The 15,756-nt window shown below is 41.5% G+C and carries 17 protein-coding genes; 2 read left to right on the forward strand and 15 right to left on the reverse strand.

Annotated elements, in window-relative coordinates; all coding sequences use genetic code 11:
• Positions 1 to 7 precede the first annotated feature (7 nt).
• The 14 genes from CK503_RS13205 to CK503_RS13270 form a co-directional block, all read right to left on the reverse strand.
• Entirely contained in the window at positions 8 to 454 is a 447-nt protein-coding gene (locus CK503_RS13205; protein WP_095607305.1) for an ExbD/TolR family protein, read from the reverse strand.
• 13 nt (positions 455 to 467) lie between these two features.
• Complete coding sequence (locus CK503_RS13210; protein ID WP_095607306.1) at positions 468 to 1,010, reverse strand: biopolymer transporter ExbD; 543 nt, start codon at positions 1,008 to 1,010, stop codon at positions 468 to 470.
• Positions 1,011 to 1,030: 20 nt separating this feature from the next.
• Positions 1,031 to 1,300, reverse strand: coding sequence for a hypothetical protein (locus CK503_RS13215; protein WP_255233425.1), 270 nt, complete (start codon positions 1,298 to 1,300; stop codon positions 1,031 to 1,033).
• Between the two features lie 53 nt (positions 1,301 to 1,353).
• Complete coding sequence (locus tag CK503_RS13220) at positions 1,354 to 2,073, reverse strand: MotA/TolQ/ExbB proton channel family protein (RefSeq protein WP_095607308.1); 720 nt, start codon at positions 2,071 to 2,073, stop codon at positions 1,354 to 1,356.
• 156 nt (positions 2,074 to 2,229) lie between these two features.
• On the reverse strand, positions 2,230 to 4,188 hold the full coding sequence (locus CK503_RS13225; RefSeq protein WP_255233426.1) for a protein-disulfide reductase DsbD family protein: 1,959 nt from the start codon (positions 4,186 to 4,188) through the stop codon (positions 2,230 to 2,232).
• Positions 4,189 to 4,266: 78 nt separating this feature from the next.
• Positions 4,267 to 4,725, reverse strand: a complete 459-nt coding sequence (rplI, locus tag CK503_RS13230) for a 50S ribosomal protein L9 (protein ID WP_255233427.1) — start codon at positions 4,723 to 4,725, stop codon at positions 4,267 to 4,269.
• 17 nt (positions 4,726 to 4,742) lie between these two features.
• Positions 4,743 to 4,994: a 30S ribosomal protein S18 gene (gene rpsR / locus CK503_RS13235; protein ID WP_095607309.1), complete on the reverse strand. Its 252-nt coding sequence runs from the start codon at positions 4,992 to 4,994 to the stop codon at positions 4,743 to 4,745.
• A gap of 31 nt (positions 4,995 to 5,025) precedes the next feature.
• Positions 5,026 to 5,409: a 30S ribosomal protein S6 gene (gene rpsF / locus CK503_RS13240; protein WP_095607310.1), complete on the reverse strand. Its 384-nt coding sequence runs from the start codon at positions 5,407 to 5,409 to the stop codon at positions 5,026 to 5,028.
• A gap of 175 nt (positions 5,410 to 5,584) precedes the next feature.
• Positions 5,585 to 7,036 carry an NADH-quinone oxidoreductase subunit N gene (locus CK503_RS13245; RefSeq protein WP_095607311.1) on the reverse strand — a complete coding sequence of 484 codons (1,452 nt, stop codon included), beginning with the start codon at positions 7,034 to 7,036 and terminating at the stop codon, positions 5,585 to 5,587.
• Between the two features lie 5 nt (positions 7,037 to 7,041).
• Positions 7,042 to 7,332, reverse strand: a complete 291-nt coding sequence (locus CK503_RS13250) for a 4a-hydroxytetrahydrobiopterin dehydratase (RefSeq protein ID WP_095607312.1) — start codon at positions 7,330 to 7,332, stop codon at positions 7,042 to 7,044.
• A 4-nt stretch (positions 7,333 to 7,336) separates the two neighbouring features.
• The gene (locus tag CK503_RS13255) at positions 7,337 to 8,944 is read right to left on the reverse strand and encodes a complex I subunit 4 family protein (protein ID WP_095607313.1); all 1,608 of its coding nucleotides are present in this window, start codon (positions 8,942 to 8,944) and stop codon (positions 7,337 to 7,339) included.
• Between the two features lie 13 nt (positions 8,945 to 8,957).
• A complete protein-coding gene (gene nuoL, locus CK503_RS13260) occupies positions 8,958 to 10,979 on the reverse strand; it encodes an NADH-quinone oxidoreductase subunit L (RefSeq protein WP_095607314.1) in 2,022 nt (673 codons plus the stop codon).
• 210 nt (positions 10,980 to 11,189) lie between these two features.
• Positions 11,190 to 11,492 (reverse strand): NADH-quinone oxidoreductase subunit NuoK, encoded by a 303-nt coding sequence (nuoK, locus tag CK503_RS13265; protein WP_095607315.1) that lies wholly within the window; start codon positions 11,490 to 11,492, stop codon positions 11,190 to 11,192.
• On the reverse strand, positions 11,485 to 12,006 hold the full coding sequence (locus CK503_RS13270; protein ID WP_095607316.1) for an NADH-quinone oxidoreductase subunit J family protein: 522 nt from the start codon (positions 12,004 to 12,006) through the stop codon (positions 11,485 to 11,487). The genes nuoK and CK503_RS13270 overlap by 8 nt, the downstream gene beginning before the upstream one ends.
• A 268-nt stretch (positions 12,007 to 12,274) precedes the next feature.
• On the opposite strand from CK503_RS13270, the gene CK503_RS13275 reads away from it, so the two are divergent.
• A complete protein-coding gene (locus CK503_RS13275) occupies positions 12,275 to 13,291 on the forward strand; it encodes an AAA family ATPase (RefSeq protein WP_095607317.1) in 1,017 nt (338 codons plus the stop codon).
• Positions 13,292 to 13,364: 73 nt separating this feature from the next.
• The gene (locus tag CK503_RS13280) at positions 13,365 to 13,625 is read left to right on the forward strand and encodes a hypothetical protein (protein ID WP_095607318.1); all 261 of its coding nucleotides are present in this window, start codon (positions 13,365 to 13,367) and stop codon (positions 13,623 to 13,625) included.
• 110 nt (positions 13,626 to 13,735) lie between these two features.
• On the opposite strand, the gene rpsA is transcribed toward CK503_RS13280, so the two are convergent.
• Positions 13,736 to 15,730, reverse strand: coding sequence for a 30S ribosomal protein S1 (rpsA, locus tag CK503_RS13285; RefSeq protein WP_095607319.1), 1,995 nt, complete (start codon positions 15,728 to 15,730; stop codon positions 13,736 to 13,738).
• Between the last annotated feature and the right edge of the window lie 26 nt (positions 15,731 to 15,756).

The following is a 15,756-nucleotide window of genomic DNA, read 5'->3' on the forward strand; positions in this document are numbered from 1 at the left end:
GTAAAAATTATTGTTCTTGCTGCGTTGAATAATTAAGGCGAAGGGTACCTGCATCTCTAAGCTCTTCTTGTATGTCTGTAACAATACCAAACTCAGTTTCATCATGCACACGAAGTGACACAATTATCTTGGGCTCTTCTTGAAGTTTATCATACATCAGCTGCTGAACGGCACCAACATCCTCGATTATTGAATCATCGATCTGGATTTTAGTACTACCTAACTGATTGCCCCCAAGTTTTTCGGGACCAACGTAGATATAGCTGACAAGTCGCTTCTGCTCTATCTTCTCGATATTTTCTGCCCGCGTATAATTAACTTGAACCTGCAAGGTTACTTCGCGCAGTACTGTTGTCACCATAAAAAAGATGAGCAACATAAATATAATGTCTGGCATAGCCGTCAGTGAAATTGTTGGATCCGACTCTGCAGACTTTTTTTCAAATTTTCCCATAAGTTAAATTCTTTTATTGATTGGGCTCTGCGATTGAAATTTTCTTAGGATACATATCCTTAATAGCTTGTTGCTGCTCGCTACCTTCCTCTAACTGTTCATAACTCACCCCAAATTCTGATTGGGCTCCTTGATTACGTAATTCGGCGTACGCCCCCATTACCTCATCAAGCATATCTATATAAACATTATAAGGAGTTTCTCTATCCGTTTTAATGGATACAATAGCTTTATCCGGAGAATCGGATAATTCAGGATTTTTTCCCCGGTTCGTAACAAACTCTTTGACCTTTTGTTTGACCTGATTTACCGGAGTTGGTTCTTCATCCATTAATACCATACCCTGAGAGTTTACCAGAATATTTAAAAGGTTCCGCTCTTTAATGGGTGGTGGCTCCTGATTTTCTTCAGGAGCAGGTGGAAGTTGAAGCCCTATTCCGGTATCAACATCAATCGTTGTAACAAGTAAGAAGAAGATAAGTAGCAAGAATGCAATATCAGCCATTCCTGCACCACCTATTTCCGGATCTTCTCGATCTCTTTTATTATCAAACATCGCTTCGCTATTTAAGTGTATTATAAATTAAATGTGGTGCGCATACCAGTAAGTGCGATCAGCAGTACCATTGCCCCCATCATGAACAACATTGTTCCGATGGCAGCCTCAGTAACCGATCCCGCAATTCCGTATGCTATACCAAACACAACGAAAGGAACAAGCATTGTGATAATTTTTTTAACATCCTGCTTTCCCTTCATTACACTTCTGATACCGGAAACAATCATCCCCAGTACTCCAAGTCCAATTAATCCTAATCCTAATCCTAATGCTATATTTACAATCATAATAGTAGCCTAATTATTAAATATCGGTGAATACCTATTCAAAACTTCGGTTATTACTCAGCGTCTGAGTTACCGGAAGTATCAACAATTTGTTCACCTTCTTGAAGCATTACAATAGAATCGATCAAGGTAATTGAACTTTCTTCCATTTCTGAAATAAGTCGATCAATCTTGGATACACAGTAGTTGTATCCTACCTGAAGGATAATACCTGCAAGCAAACCTGCAGCCGTTGTTAAAAGCGCAACTTTAATACCACCAGCTACAAGAGAAGGTGAAATGTCACCTGCCTGCTCAATAGCATCAAATGCCTGAATCATACCTACAACCGTTCCGAGGAAACCAAGCATTGGTGCAATGGCAATAAACAGAGACAGCCATACAAGTCCCCGCTCAAGGAAACTCATCTCAATAGAACCGTACGATGAAATGGCTTTTTCGGCTGCTTCAATACCTTCATCGACACGCATTAATCCAGCTTGGAAAACAGAAGCCACAGGACCTCTTGTTTCTGCACAAAGTTCTTTGGCTGCTGGCACGCCTCCTTCTTGTAGGGCTTCTTGTACGTCAACAATGAATTTACGAGTGTCAATATCAGCTAAGTTTAGGGTAATGATTCGCTCCAGGAAGATAGCCAATCCAAGAATTAGAGCGACAAGGACCGGCCACATAAACCCACCCTCATTACCTTCGTTAAATTTTTCTACGAGAACGTTAAAAAATCCTTGGTCTACTCCTGCTTGAAGGAAAAAAAGAGCTATAGACGATGTCATACGATTACTCCGATTAAATTATATTTATTATCTGTTTAATAAGGGCTTGTAAAGATGCAAAATGATAGATCATTTTGACTAAAATGTCAAAGAGAGGAAGCTACATTTTAAAATTAAATAGTATTTTTAACTCTATTTAACGTTATGAAGCTCCAATCAAAGGTTTCCTGCACTAAAATTGTCATTTGATTCTTCAAACCGTTGAATTCCCGAATCTAAGAATTGACGGAATGTTTCTTTGTCAGCATATCCTACAAGCTGATCCATAATATTTTCATTTTCAGGATCAACAATTACATAAGTAGGTAGCGCTACTGTTCCAGTCAATTCAAATTGAAACTTTTGGTTTTCCGGTCCCTCAGAACCGTCATCCGTATATAAACGCACTTGCTGCATTTTTGCAAATCGTTTTTGAATCTCTACCAAGGGAAAAACATTGGCTTCCATAGCCCGGCAGTTTGTGCAAGTATAGCCTGTGAAGTCTATAAACAAAGGTTTATTTTCTTGTTGGGCTACCTCACGAGCTTCATCGTAATCACTGGTCCAGTTTTCAGCACCCCCTGAATTGGCAGATCCTCCCCCCTGTTGTGCGAGGGAACGAACTACACTGACATCAGTAGCTTGTTTGGGCGGCAACCAAGAATCCCAGATACCAAGTGACGCTCCCATCAAACCGGGAATCAAATAAAAGCTAAATAAGATAAAAGACATAGCCAGCATCAGACGACCTGTCCCAATTTGCTTGGATTTGGTATCATGATTTATGGAATATACGCCTAACAAATACAAACCGGCCATAAGGAAAATAGCGATCCAAGTAGCAATCGCAAACGGACGTGAAATAAGTCCCCATTCCCAGACAAGATCAGCATTAGATAAAAACTTTATAGCAGCCGCCAATTCAATAAATCCGAGCAATACTTTTACAATATTCATCCACGATCCACTCCGGGGCAGACTCTCGAGCCAGCGCGGAAACAGGGCAAACAACACAAAGGGACTGCCAAAAGCCGCTGAAAAACCGGCCATACCTATAATAGGATAGAACCACTCCCCTCCTGCCGTAGCTGCTAAAACACCCCCTACAAATGGAGCTGTACAAGAGAATGAGACAGCACTAATAGTCAACGCCATAAAAAGTATTCCGATATGGCCTGAACTTTCATTGCTTTTTCGATTCAGCCAGTTCGTAAGCTGGTGAGGAAGCTGCAATTCAAAAGCCCCCAATAAGCTTATAGCAAATACTATTAGTACTAATGCTATAAAAAGATTAACCCACGGATTAGCTGCAAAATTATTAGCACCGGATGCTCCTATAAAAACAGCCAGCAATGCTCCTAAAATCGTAAATGTAACAACAATAGCAAGACCAAAGAGAAACGCCTGCCCTATTGCCGCTGTACCCTCTCCTTCTTTTTGTTTAGAGAAGAAAGACACCGTCAATGGTATCATTGGAAAAACACAAGGTGTTAATAAGGCAGCAAAGCCGGCAGCCAGAGCAATCCAAAGAAAAGAAAAAATTCCACCTGAACTGTATCCGCTCGTATCAATTTGACCTTGACTTTGTCCCTCTTCTTTGGCTTCCTGTTTTTCTGTATTGTTTTGTACCTGTTCCTGGTCATCCTCTCCACCATTACCTTCTCCAAAATTACTGTAGGGATTGTCAGCAACCCCTTCTACAGATACAGTATGTACAATAGATTTTGCTTTCGGCGGCAGGCAGGACTTGTCATCACAAACCTGATATAATACTTCTAACTCAACCTCTGAGGAGCCCGAAACATCGCTGCGCAATGCTATCGGGATGGTAAAAGTCGCTTCTTTGGTATGCCATCCCAACTCGGCATTAAAATTGGGATCCATCTCAATAGAGGGCTTACTTTCTTGCAGTTCTCCGGCAATAGCCACATCCGAAGAGGTCGAAGAAAATTGGGTGGGATAAGGTCCGGCATCCGGGTCATTGGCAATTGAATAAAGATGCCACTCTCCATCAATAGAAGCTTTTACTTTAACTTCGAAAACTTCCCCTGCTTTCACCTGGTCAGGGGCATCCACAACAGAATAAGAGACAGGATCTAACATTTGACCCTGAACAAAAAATGGGGATAACATCATAACGATGATCCCCATTACTATCTTAACGGATAAAGAATATTTCATTGCCATTCGATTCTACCAAACACAACGTTGCACTTATTCTTTAACCACCCAAACCTTAATTTGCGCTTTAATTTCACTAATCAGGCTAATCGTTGCGGTGTATTCACCCAACGTTTTGATCTCCTGATCTAATGTAATCTTACGTTTGTCAATTTCAATATCGCGTTCGGCTAACGCATCAGCAATATCCTGGGTAGTTACGGAACCATGAATACGTTCATCTTCGCCTACTTCAACAGGAATAGTTACTGAAGTTGTTTCAAGGCGTTCGGCCATGTCTTGAGCACGTTCAACCGTGAGCTCAGCACGACGCTCTGCTTGTTCTTTCATGCGCTCAACCTGCTTGAGTGCCCCATCAGTAGCCATCATAGCTTTACCTTGAGGAATTAAGTAGTTGCGGCCATAACCAGCCCGCACTTCAACGATGTCGCCAGACTCTCCGAGCTTATCGACATCTTCTCGTAAAATTAATTTCATGTACTTATTAGCCATTGGAATAAAATCTTTTTTTATCGAAGGTTATCTGCTACATACGGAAGTAATCCAAGAAACCGAGCGCGCTTAATAGCACGAGATAGCTGCCGCTGATATTTTGCGCTTGTCCCGGTTACACGACGAGGAAGAATTTTTCCCTGGTCGTTCATAAATCGTTCCAATAACTCCGTATCTTTGTAATCAATGTACTCAATTCCCGCCTTGGAAAACTTACATTCGCGGGTCTTAATATGTCCCTTCTTCGGGTGTGATGGATTCTTAATCATAGTCTTAAAAAATTTGGTTTATAGAGATGAATTAATCTTCGTCTTCTGTTTCTTCCTCTTGCTCATCGACAAAGACCTGGGGAACGGCATTTTTACGCTGCAGCTCACGATGGCGTTTCATCTTGGCATCGTACTTGAGCGTCAGATAACGCATAACATGATCTTCAATGCGAAGAGCACGTTCCAGTTTTTCAATCAGTTCTCCGGGGGCAGTAAAATAAGCGTTTACATAGTAACCACTTGACTTATTATCCATTTCATATTCAAACTTACGGACTCCCCATTCATCTACTTCATCAATTTCACCGTCGTTATTTCGAATAAGTTCGGTGAATTTTTCGACGAGTTCTTCGTACTGATCGTCTTCTAAGACAGGATTTAATATATATGTTAGCTCGTAATAATTTCTACTCATGTGATATGTTTCCTTTGGTTGTCTCTTAATTGAAACAGCCGACGTGGTGACTTTCACTCGTCAGCAGGCACGCAAAAATAGACTTTTTTGCATTTAATTCCAACCTATGATTGGATAATATTTTGGGCGTACTCATTGCAAGATATAAGAGGAGGCTAAAAACAAACATACCTTCCTACTGTCCCACTAAATGGGTAACCCAGTCAGCAGTATAAAAAGAGGAAAGCAAATTATGCAGATCCCCAAAAGCGATACCGAAGTAAAGCGTCAACGCGGCGAGAACAACCAGTGTAGAACGGAATACAATTCCAGAACGAACCAATGGAACATCCTTATGGGGATCTTTGAAATACATATACACCATCGGACGCAAGTAGTAATAAACACTTGCTGCACTTGCCAGCGCCAGAATTACAGCCAAAGCTATATAACCGGCATTAATTGCCGCGGCAAAGATTAAATATTTCCCTACAAATCCTACAAAGGGAGGTATTCCAACTAATGAGAATAAGAAAAATGAAAGCAAGACTCCCATTAGAGGCTTCTTAAAGCCGAGTCCGACATAATTGTTGATATCAGTAAAATCTAACCCTTGCTGACGTTCATAATAAGCTACAACTCCAAAAGCACCAATATTCATGATGGTATAGGCAAACAGATAAAATAGCACTGCACTGTATCCTTCCGGCGTTCCAGCGGCTAATCCAACTAATAAATATCCCGCATGGGCGATGCTTGAATAAGCAAGCATTCGCTTAATATTATCCTGAACAATGGCTATCAGATTACCCATAACCATTGTAAGAATGGCTATAACCTCGATCACTCCCGCCCAATTTGCCGTTTCCGCGGGAATCATTTTGGACAGAACAATCAATAAAGCAACAAAAGCTGCCGATTTTGAAGCCGTGGCCATATAGGCAGTGATCGTTGTTGGTGTCCCCTGATAAACATCTGGCGTCCACATATGAAACGGCACAGCCGAAACTTTAAAGAAAAAGCCAACCAACAGTAATGCTGCCCCTGCTATAAAGAGCAAATCTGAGCTGGCCCCTTCGGCAATTTCAGTAAGATATAGCGATCCTGTTGCTCCATACAACAGCGCCATTCCATACAGTAAAAATCCGGTCGAAAAAGCCCCCAGCAAAAAGTATTTAAGTGAAGCTTCTGCACCGATTTTTTGTCCCTTAATTATTCCTGCCAGCACATACAAACAGATCGACATCGTTTCGATACCAATGAAAATCATAATTAAGTTGTTGGCACTAACAAGCCCCAGCATGCCAGCAGTGGCAATAAGAAGAAGGGAATAAACTTCACCGTATTCGTGATCTATAGCACTTAAATATTCTCGGGATATCAACACGCAAAACAGTGCCCCAAATAAAACCACACTACTCCCAAAAGCCGATACCCCTCCATATGTTATCATCCCGGTAAATGCTTCTCCCACGGGACCAAACATATCCATAACCGACAATATAAGTCCTGCCAGCAGGGAAAAGACGGTAAGGCCATATATAGACCCGTGATCATTTTTGTAGGCATCGATTGTAATGGTAACAAGCCCCGCAAGTGCTACAATGACTCCGGGTAAAAAAGCATTAATATCGTGTAGGTAATCCATGCAACTTAGTTATTAAACAGTGACTCAATAGTTTTTGCGAGTTTGACATCCTTTTCGGTTACTTTTCCGCCGGCATCATGGGTACTCAACGAAATGTTAACCGTGTTATAAACATTAAAAATTTCGGGATGGTGAACCTGTTCTTCAGCTTCAAATGCTATGCGATTGATAAATGCAATCGCATCCCTAAAATTATCAAAGCCAAACTCTTTGGTTAATTTATCGTTTTTGTGACTCCAACCAGATAGTTCAGAAAGCTCATCGGTTATTTGATCATCAGAAAGTGGTTTAGCCATAACACTATTGATTTTCCATTTTTGATGCTAATTCATCTGTAACATCGTACAAATTAGAAGCCCATTGAGGTAACTTCTCGCTATCTGCAGATTGCTGAATCGCTACTCGTTTTTCATTCGACGATTCTAACAACTCTTGTACCTGAACTTCAGAATACTGAGTAAAGTCTGTTGGTCTGATTCCTATCCATACCATAAAAATAACCAGAGGAACTAAAAGACCAATTTCACGCGCATTGAGGTCAACCAATTTTTTATTCTTTTCATGTTTGATTGGCCCAAACATTACACGCTGATACATCCACAACATATACACTGCAGCTAAAATAACACCCAGTGCAGCAAATACTACAAACGCATTTTGCGGAAGTACTTCAGAACTAAATGTTCCGTTTAGAATCAGAAACTCACCAATAAATCCATTTAACCCCGGGAGGCCAATTGAGGCTAACGTTGCAATCATAAACATGACCGCAAAAACAGGGACAACCTTAGCAATTCCGCCGTAATCTTCAATCTCACGAGTATGGGTGCGATCGTAAATCATCCCTACAATCAAAAAGAGTGCACCTGTCGAAAGACCGTGGTTAATCATCTGAATAAGCGCGCCCTGTACGGCGATCGTGTTAAAGGCAAACAAGCCCAATACCACAAAACCCAAGTGACTAACCGATGAATAGGCCACCAGCTTTTTTACATCTTTCTGAACCATTGCCACGAGCGCACCATAGATAATACCAATTACTGCTAATGTTGCCAGGTAAGGCGCAAATTCTACAAACGCATTGGGGAAAAGCGGCAAGCAAATTCGGAGCAATCCATAGGTTCCCATCTTCAACATAATAGCTGCAAGTACAACCGAACCTGCTGTTGGTGCCTCGGTGTGTGCATACGGCAACCACGTATGAAACGGAAACAACGGCACTTTGATACAGAATGCTAACGCAAATGATAAAAACAGATAGGTCTGTTCTACTAAACCTATATGATAGCCATCTCCGGATAAAAATCGCCAATCAGTGGTAAACTTATATCCTTCAATTGCGGCTCCCGCATCGTATCCTGTATAAATTAATCCCACTAACATAATAAGTGAGCCTACTAACGTATAGACGAAAAACTTGACCGTTGCATGGATCCGATTCTTGCCGCCCCAGATACCGATAAGAAAATACATCGGGATTAATGAGAGCTCAAAGAAAACGTAAAACACGATTAAATCTAATGAAGCAAACACTCCCATCGAAGCTGTTTGCAACAACAGCAGCATCGAATAGTATCCTGCCAAATGTTTTTTAATGGAATCCCACGAGGACAGAATCACAATAGGTCCCATTAGCGTGGTAAGCATAAAAAGCAACAGGCTTAGACCGTCAAGACCAATCAGATACTTGATGTCAAGACCGGTCATAATATTGCTCCCTTCCGTCAGGTATTGAACCGCACCAGAATTGGCTATATCAAAACTAAAAAGCAGCGGCAACGACAGTAAAAATGTTGCTGATGTGGCAACAAGACTTATCCACTTTGTAGCTTTATCATTCCGGAGAGCAAGAATTCCGGCAATTCCTAAAAGGGGTAAATAAATAACTAAATTTAGCAGTAACTCCATTATCAGTTCTTTTTTACAGGATCAACATGCTTAATACAAGAATAACACCTAACACCAGTGCCAATGCATAACTGCTGGTGACACCCGTCTGGACATATCGAAAAACACTTCCAAACAGCCTGACGACACCGCCAACAGTATTAACAACTCCATCCACAATCTTCATATCAAACTTTGCTAAGCCTTTGTCTGACCATCTAACGATAGGATGGACAACAAGGCCTTCGTAAAATTCATCAAGACTATATTTTTCTTTCCATGTTTCGTAGAACACTCCAAAGCGGTCGGCAAGCTTGGCATCAGATTCTTCGGTCGCACCACTTCCATACATTCTGTATGCGGTATAAACGCCTCCAACAGCAACAAAAATTGATACGGTCATAAGAATCCACTCTACCGAATGCGACAATCCAAGCTCATAATCTGCCGTGACGTTATAGAGCCAATTATGAAGAAGATTAATGTGCTCCTCCTGATGCGTAAAGGTTGACAATAAGAAGTTGGGCACGCCCAAAAATCCACCGACAACCGATAGGCCGCCAAGCGTCCAAAGTGGAATCGTCATACTTTTCGGACTTTCATGCAGATGTTTTTCGGCTCCCGCTGCTTCACTTATTTTCTCAGGAAGCTTAAACTCACCGTTAAACGTTCCGAATGTGAGGCGGAACATATAAAATGCTGTTAAGAAGGCCGTGACAATTCCCACGCCCCAAAGAACCATATACAGTGGCTCTGCAAAACCGGCAAATCCGGCATTAAAAGTGAACGCTAAAATTTCATCCTTCGAGAAAAATCCGGCCAGTGGAGGAATTCCGGCAATAGCAATAGTGGCAATCAAAAATGTCTTATAAGTCGAGGGCATATACTCTTTAAGGCCGCCCATAAAACGCATATCCTGCGGATCAAAGTGGACGTCCTTACCCTCTTCGTGAAGTCCGTGCTCAACATGTTCCATAGCATGAATCACCGAACCGGAACCGAGGAAAAGCAGTGCCTTGAAAAAAGCGTGAGTTACCACGTGGAACATGGCCGCTGTAAACGCTCCGGATCCCAGCGCCAAAAACATATATCCGAGCTGGGATACCGTTGAATAAGCCAATACGCGTTTAATATCATTTTGCGTAAGGGCAATCGTTGCTGCAACAATAGCCGTAAGAGCTCCAATTACAGCAATGATCATCATCACTTCCGGAGACATCACAAACATTGCGGACATTCGTGAAATCAAATAAATACCAGAAGTAACCATCGTCGCCGCGTGAATCAATGCTGATACCGAAGTGGGGCCGGCCATCGCATCGGGCAGCCAAACAAAAAGCGGAATTTGAGCACTTTTACCCGTTGCTCCAATAAACATCAAAAAAGCAATCCAAAATTTATCGTCGGCGGGTATAGCCTCAAGGCTCGATAGGATTATATCAAAATCTAAGCTGCCCACATGCTGGAAGGTCAAGAACATGGCTACCAGAAATGCAAAATCACCAACGCGATTATACCAAAATGCCTTGCTGCCTGCGGCAGAGTTGGCCATATCAGTATACCAGAAGCCAATCAATAAATATGAACAGAGTCCTACCCCCTCCCATCCGAGGAAAAGAAGTAACAGGTTATCCGCCATTACCAAATTGAGCATTGCAAAAATAAAGAGGTTCAGGTAGGCAAAAAACTTCCAGTAGCCTTCATCCTCCCACATATATCCAACCGAGTACATATGGATCAAAAACCCAACACCGGTAACAACGAGTGTCATCAGTATTGACAGCTGATCAAGCTGGTAAGCAATATCTACACTAAAGCTTCCTACCTCAATCCAGGTAAAGAGCTCTACAAAAATGGGCGCTGAATCCTGCCCCATATTTATAAAAAAGTACACTGCTATGGCAAATGGAATAAAGACCGTTAGGTTGGCAATCGTACCAATAAGAGCTTTTCGCTGGCGGAAAGATTTGGAGCTTAATCCAAGAAGGCCATTTACGAGAAACCCCAGCAGTGGCAGTGCAATAATCAGACTTGTAAGCGTAGTAGCAGAATCCATTAAAGATGATCTTTCAAATTTGTATCCATATACATTTTTCGGCCCAAATGTAGCCAACACCCTATGCATTAACAAGGGTAAATTCACAAGTGGCAAAGATACAAAAAAGTAAGTGAAGGTAAAGAGATTTATTGCTGTTTAGACCCATTATAGAAATAGAAAAGGCTCCCAAAACCGGGAGCCTTTTAAAAACTATAAACCCCAATTCACTTACCAGCGCATCAGATTCACATTGTTAATATCAACGGAGAGGTTATTTCGAAAGATGGCAATAATAATCGCTAACCCAACTACAGCCTCTGCTGCCGCTACGGCCAAAGCAAAAAATACCAGTATCTGTCCGTCGACATTACCATAATGGCTACTAAACGAAACCAACGATAGATTCACTGCATTAAGCATGAGCTCAACGCACATAAAAATAACAATAGCATTTTTACGAACTAAGACACCAATCATACCTACACAAAAAAGAAGTGCACTAAGCGCTAAAAACCAATCTATACTAATCATTTGATGCTCCGGGTTTAATTTTATGTTGTGCTATCATAAGCGCTCCATTCACGGCAGCGGTCAAAAGCAAAGCAATAATATGGAAAGGGAGTAAATATTGTGAGTAAAGCACTTCCCCGACGGCCTCAACAGTTCCTGCTTCAGTCATTTCCGGTGCGACCTCTGGCAACATTTCTGAAAAACTGCCAATGCTATATAAAAGCTGTGAAAAAACAGCTATACCCACTAAAAATGCCACAAAGTATTTAACTCGAAATCTACTAAACAGACTTTCTTCATCTTCTACATTCAGTAACATAATGACAAACAAAAATAGCACCATTATGGCGCCGGCGTAAACTAAAATCTGAATAACAGCCAAAAATTGTGCCTTCAATAACAGAAACAATCCTGCTAAGGACACCATATTTAATACCAGAAATAATGCACTGTTCACCGTGTTTTTGCTAATCACCATTGCCAACGCTGACGCAACGGCTAAAACAGCTAAGAAAACGAAGATATAAGTTATCATATTGATCTGTTTATTTTTGTGGCTTCAAAGGTAGATAAATTTAAAAACCTCATCAACTAAAATTGAAGAAATTCACTTCTTCCGAAAGGTTTTATATTCAATCAAAATAAAACCTTTGCCACATTGTTATCTGAAGTTACGAAACTAATCATACAAGGAAATAGAAAAGAATCTATAATTTCCATTTATTAACTTTGTTCTTTTTTTAACTTCAGCCTCTTAGGGGCATACACAGATTAGAACCTTAATCAACAATAAATTTCCTACTATGGGTAACACTTCAACGTCAGCAGATTCAGTAGATATGGAAAAGCTGGGTGCTAAAATTGAACAGGCCAGTGCTTTTATCGATGATATTTATTCCGAGTTAAATAAAGTCATAGTTGGTCAGCGCTATATGATTGATCGACTGCTTATCGGCCTCTTAGCTGACGGACACGTACTACTGGAAGGTGTACCAGGACTTGCCAAGACACTTACAGTTTCCTCTCTCGCAAAAGTAATAGACACAAAATTTCAGCGGCTGCAATTTACCCCCGACTTACTGCCGGCCGACTTAGTCGGTACCTTAATTTACAATCAAAAAGAAGCAGAGTTCACGGTCAAAAAAGGGCCTATCTTTGCGAACATTATCTTGGCTGATGAAATCAACCGATCCCCGGCCAAAGTACAGAGTGCTCTGCTCGAGGCCATGCAGGAACAACAGGTAACTATTGGTGAAGAAACCTATCCGCTTGATGATCCTTTCTTGGCATTGGCAACACAAAACCCTGTTGAGCAAGAAGGTACCTATCCCCTGCCCGAGGCTCAGGTAGATCGTTTTATGATGAAAATTAAAATCGATTATCCTACTGAGCAGGAAGAATTAGAAATTATGCGCCGGATGGCCAAGACAGGAGCTGCTGAAGAGTTAAAACCAGTGATCAATACCAAAAAGGTTTTGGAAGCACGAGAGGTTATTAATGACATTTATGTAGATGAAAAAGTTGAGAAATATATTATTGACCTCGTCTTTGCCACCCGAAATCCAGAAAAATACAATCTGAAAGACCTTTCGGAGCTCATCAATTTCGGAGCTTCACCCCGGGCTTCTATTAACCTAAACCTGGCAGCAAGAGCTCATGCCTTTATGCAGCATCGCGCCTATGTTACTCCCGAGGATGTTCGAACAATTGCCATGGATGTGCTTCGTCATCGAATAATACCAACCTTTGAGGCTGAAGCTGAAAATATCACCTCCGAAGATCTGGTTGACAAAATTCTCTCAACAGTTCAAGTACCTTAATGATATCCTAATAATTTGATACTCTTTTAAGGGCTTTATTTATTTGTAATAACATCTCACTAAAACTTCTTATATGGACATTAATTTTGTCTCCAGAACAGATATAAAAAATTCTAAAAAAAGCTCCTCAAAATATAAGCCCCTGCTCGATGCCGTTAAAAAGCTGGAATCCGGGGGCAAAGCCCTCGAAGTATCTTTTGAAGATGAAAAGGAGCTAAATTCGATGCGCAATGTTGTTTACGGCTATAACAGAGATGCCGGTGAGAACATCAAGAGCAGCAAACATCCTGACAAGAATGTAGTTTTCTTTTATAAAAAGGAGGAAGAAGAATAGAAGATAAATCCCCCACCCTTCTTCCAAATATTAATTGGTACCAAAAAGAAAAGGCTCAGAGTTATTCACTCCGAGCCTTTTTTAATTCAGTAAAGAAAAAGAGTTAAGAATTACTCTTCCTCATCAGCATTGTCTTCCTCCTCTTCGACCTCTTCGGCTTTATTCTGGAGGTTACGAGCTGCTTTCTCTTTATCAGCCATCTCTTTCTTGAGGTCGGCAAGGCCAGACATCTCACCTAATGTAGGTGTACCGGTTTGTGGCGCCGGCCCTTCTTGTTCTTTCTTGCCTCGACTCTTCTTAGACTTAGCTGATTTGGATTCCTTAACATCTTTCTCACGCTGACTTAGCGTAATGTTTTTGTTGGTTTCATCCAGCTCAATTACATAAGCCTCAACGGTATCGCCCTCTTCAAAGTTTTCTTCGGGCTCTTCCTCAGCTTCTGTTTTACTTGCAGGAATGAATCCTTCGAGATCATGTGGAAGTTTTACAAATACTCCTTTGTCGGTGATCTTAAAGACTTCACCTTCAACTTGATTTGTGCCGCTGTACTCTTCAGCGAATTTCTCCCATGGATTCTCTTCAATTTGCTTGTGACCGAGCGTAATGCGACGATTTTCAAAGTCAATCGCCAGAATAACAACTTCGATCTCTTCATCCTTATCGATAACCTCATTAGGATGGTTAATCTTCTCGGTCCAACTCAAGTCAGAAATGTGGATGAGACCGTCAATGCCGGGCTCGAGCTCAACAAACACACCAAAGTTGGTGAGGTTGCGAACTGTTCCCTTGTGCTTGGATCCGACAGGATAACGCTCGTCGATATCTTCCCAAGGATCTTTCTCGAGCTGTTTGACACCGAGTGAAATCTTCTTCTCGGGCTCGTTCACATTCAGCACTACACAGTCAATGATGTCATCCTTGCTGACCAACTGCGATGGGTGCTTGATATGCTGTGTCCAGGACATTTCACTAATGTGGATAAGCCCTTCAACACCTTTTTCGAGCTCAATAAAGGCACCGTAATCAGCGATAGAAACAACTCGACCCTGAACCTGAATATTTTCAGGATACTTAAGGTCGATTTCCTCCCATGGATGTGGTTGCAGTTGCTTGAGTCCAAGAGAAACACGTTTTGTTTCCTCATCAAAGTCGATAACCGCAACATTAAGTTGCTGGTCGAGCGAAACAATTTCCTCGGGATGATCAACACGTCCCCAAGACAGATCGGTAATATGGAGCAGACCGTCAACACCGCCGAGATCGATAAAGACACCGAAATCGGTAATATTTTTAACGATACCTTGAAGTACCTGACCTTCTTCAATCGTTTCGAGAATTTCTTCGCGCTGCTCTTCGAGATCAGACTCGATAAGTGCACGGTGAGAGACAACGACGTTTTCGGCCGACATGTTCAACTTAACAACCTGAAACTCCATCGTCTTGCCAACATAGGCGTCAAAGTCGCGTACAGGACGAACATCAATTTGCGATCCGGGCAGAAATGCATCGATGCCCATAATATCAGCAACCATACCACCTTTAATACGACGTTGGATCTTACCTTCAACAATTTCGCCGGTCTCAGCAGCACGCTCAATAGTCTCCCAGGCATGTAAGATATCAGCCTTGCGACGAGAAAGAATTAACTGCCCTTCCTGATCTTCAACTTTATCTAAGAATACATCAACTTCATCACCAGGCTGAAGGTTTTCAACTACCTCATCAGGGAATTCATTGGTTTGCACCATCCCTTCGGATTTAAATCCGATGTCAACGACAACATAATCTTCATCAACAGAAACAACACGCCCTGTTACAATCTCTTTTTCTTCAATTTCGTTGAGCGTATCTTCGTACATACCTGCAAGCTCATTAAACTCCTCATCGGTATAATCTTCCGACTGGGCCTGCAGCTGATCATAGGTGTATGTTTTATCTTCTTCGTCTACATCACCAGAAAATACTGCTACTTCCTCTTCTTCCGGTTCAACTCGTACTTCTTCATCAGTAGTAGTTTCGACTGCAGTTTCTTCAGTTACCTCTTCGGTAGCCGTATCCTGCTCTTTTTTTTCGTTAGTTTTTTCTTCTTTTACTTCTTCGGTCATTATTAGTTTTAGTTAAAATTACCGCA

Source organism: Fodinibius salipaludis (assembly GCF_002287075.1).
Taxonomy (GTDB): domain Bacteria; phylum Bacteroidota; class Rhodothermia; order Balneolales; family Balneolaceae; genus Fodinibius; species Fodinibius salipaludis.

Excerpts from the sequence above, each read along its gene's own strand:
- CK503_RS13205 (WP_095607305.1), bottom strand. The coding sequence starts at position 454 with ATGGGAAAATTTGAAAAAAAGTCTGCAGAGTCGGATCCAACAATTTCA.
- CK503_RS13210 (WP_095607306.1), bottom strand. The coding sequence starts at position 1,010 with ATGTTTGATAATAAAAGAGATCGAGAAGATCCGGAAATAGGTGGTGCA.
- CK503_RS13215 (WP_255233425.1), bottom strand. The coding sequence starts at position 1,300 with ATGATTGTAAATATAGCATTAGGATTAGGATTAGGATTAATTGGACTT.
- CK503_RS13220 (WP_095607308.1), bottom strand. The coding sequence starts at position 2,073 with ATGACATCGTCTATAGCTCTTTTTTTCCTTCAAGCAGGAGTAGACCAA.
- CK503_RS13225 (WP_255233426.1), bottom strand. The coding sequence starts at position 4,188 with ATGATGTTATCCCCATTTTTTGTTCAGGGTCAAATGTTAGATCCTGTC.
- rplI (WP_255233427.1), bottom strand. The coding sequence starts at position 4,725 with ATGGCTAATAAGTACATGAAATTAATTTTACGAGAAGATGTCGATAAG.
- rpsR (WP_095607309.1), bottom strand. The coding sequence starts at position 4,994 with ATGATTAAGAATCCATCACACCCGAAGAAGGGACATATTAAGACCCGC.
- rpsF (WP_095607310.1), bottom strand. The coding sequence starts at position 5,409 with ATGAGTAGAAATTATTACGAGCTAACATATATATTAAATCCTGTCTTA.
- CK503_RS13245 (WP_095607311.1), bottom strand. The coding sequence starts at position 7,036 with ATGGATTACCTACACGATATTAATGCTTTTTTACCCGGAGTCATTGTA.
- CK503_RS13250 (WP_095607312.1), bottom strand. The coding sequence starts at position 7,332 with ATGGCTAAACCACTTTCTGATGATCAAATAACCGATGAGCTTTCTGAA.
- CK503_RS13255 (WP_095607313.1), bottom strand. The coding sequence starts at position 8,944 with ATGGAGTTACTGCTAAATTTAGTTATTTATTTACCCCTTTTAGGAATT.
- nuoL (WP_095607314.1), bottom strand. The coding sequence starts at position 10,979 with ATGGATTCTGCTACTACGCTTACAAGTCTGATTATTGCACTGCCACTG.
- nuoK (WP_095607315.1), bottom strand. The coding sequence starts at position 11,492 with ATGATTAGTATAGATTGGTTTTTAGCGCTTAGTGCACTTCTTTTTTGT.
- CK503_RS13270 (WP_095607316.1), bottom strand. The coding sequence starts at position 12,006 with ATGATAACTTATATCTTCGTTTTCTTAGCTGTTTTAGCCGTTGCGTCA.
- CK503_RS13275 (WP_095607317.1), top strand. The coding sequence starts at position 12,275 with ATGGGTAACACTTCAACGTCAGCAGATTCAGTAGATATGGAAAAGCTG.
- CK503_RS13280 (WP_095607318.1), top strand. The coding sequence starts at position 13,365 with ATGGACATTAATTTTGTCTCCAGAACAGATATAAAAAATTCTAAAAAA.
- rpsA (WP_095607319.1), bottom strand. The coding sequence starts at position 15,730 with ATGACCGAAGAAGTAAAAGAAGAAAAAACTAACGAAAAAAAAGAGCAG.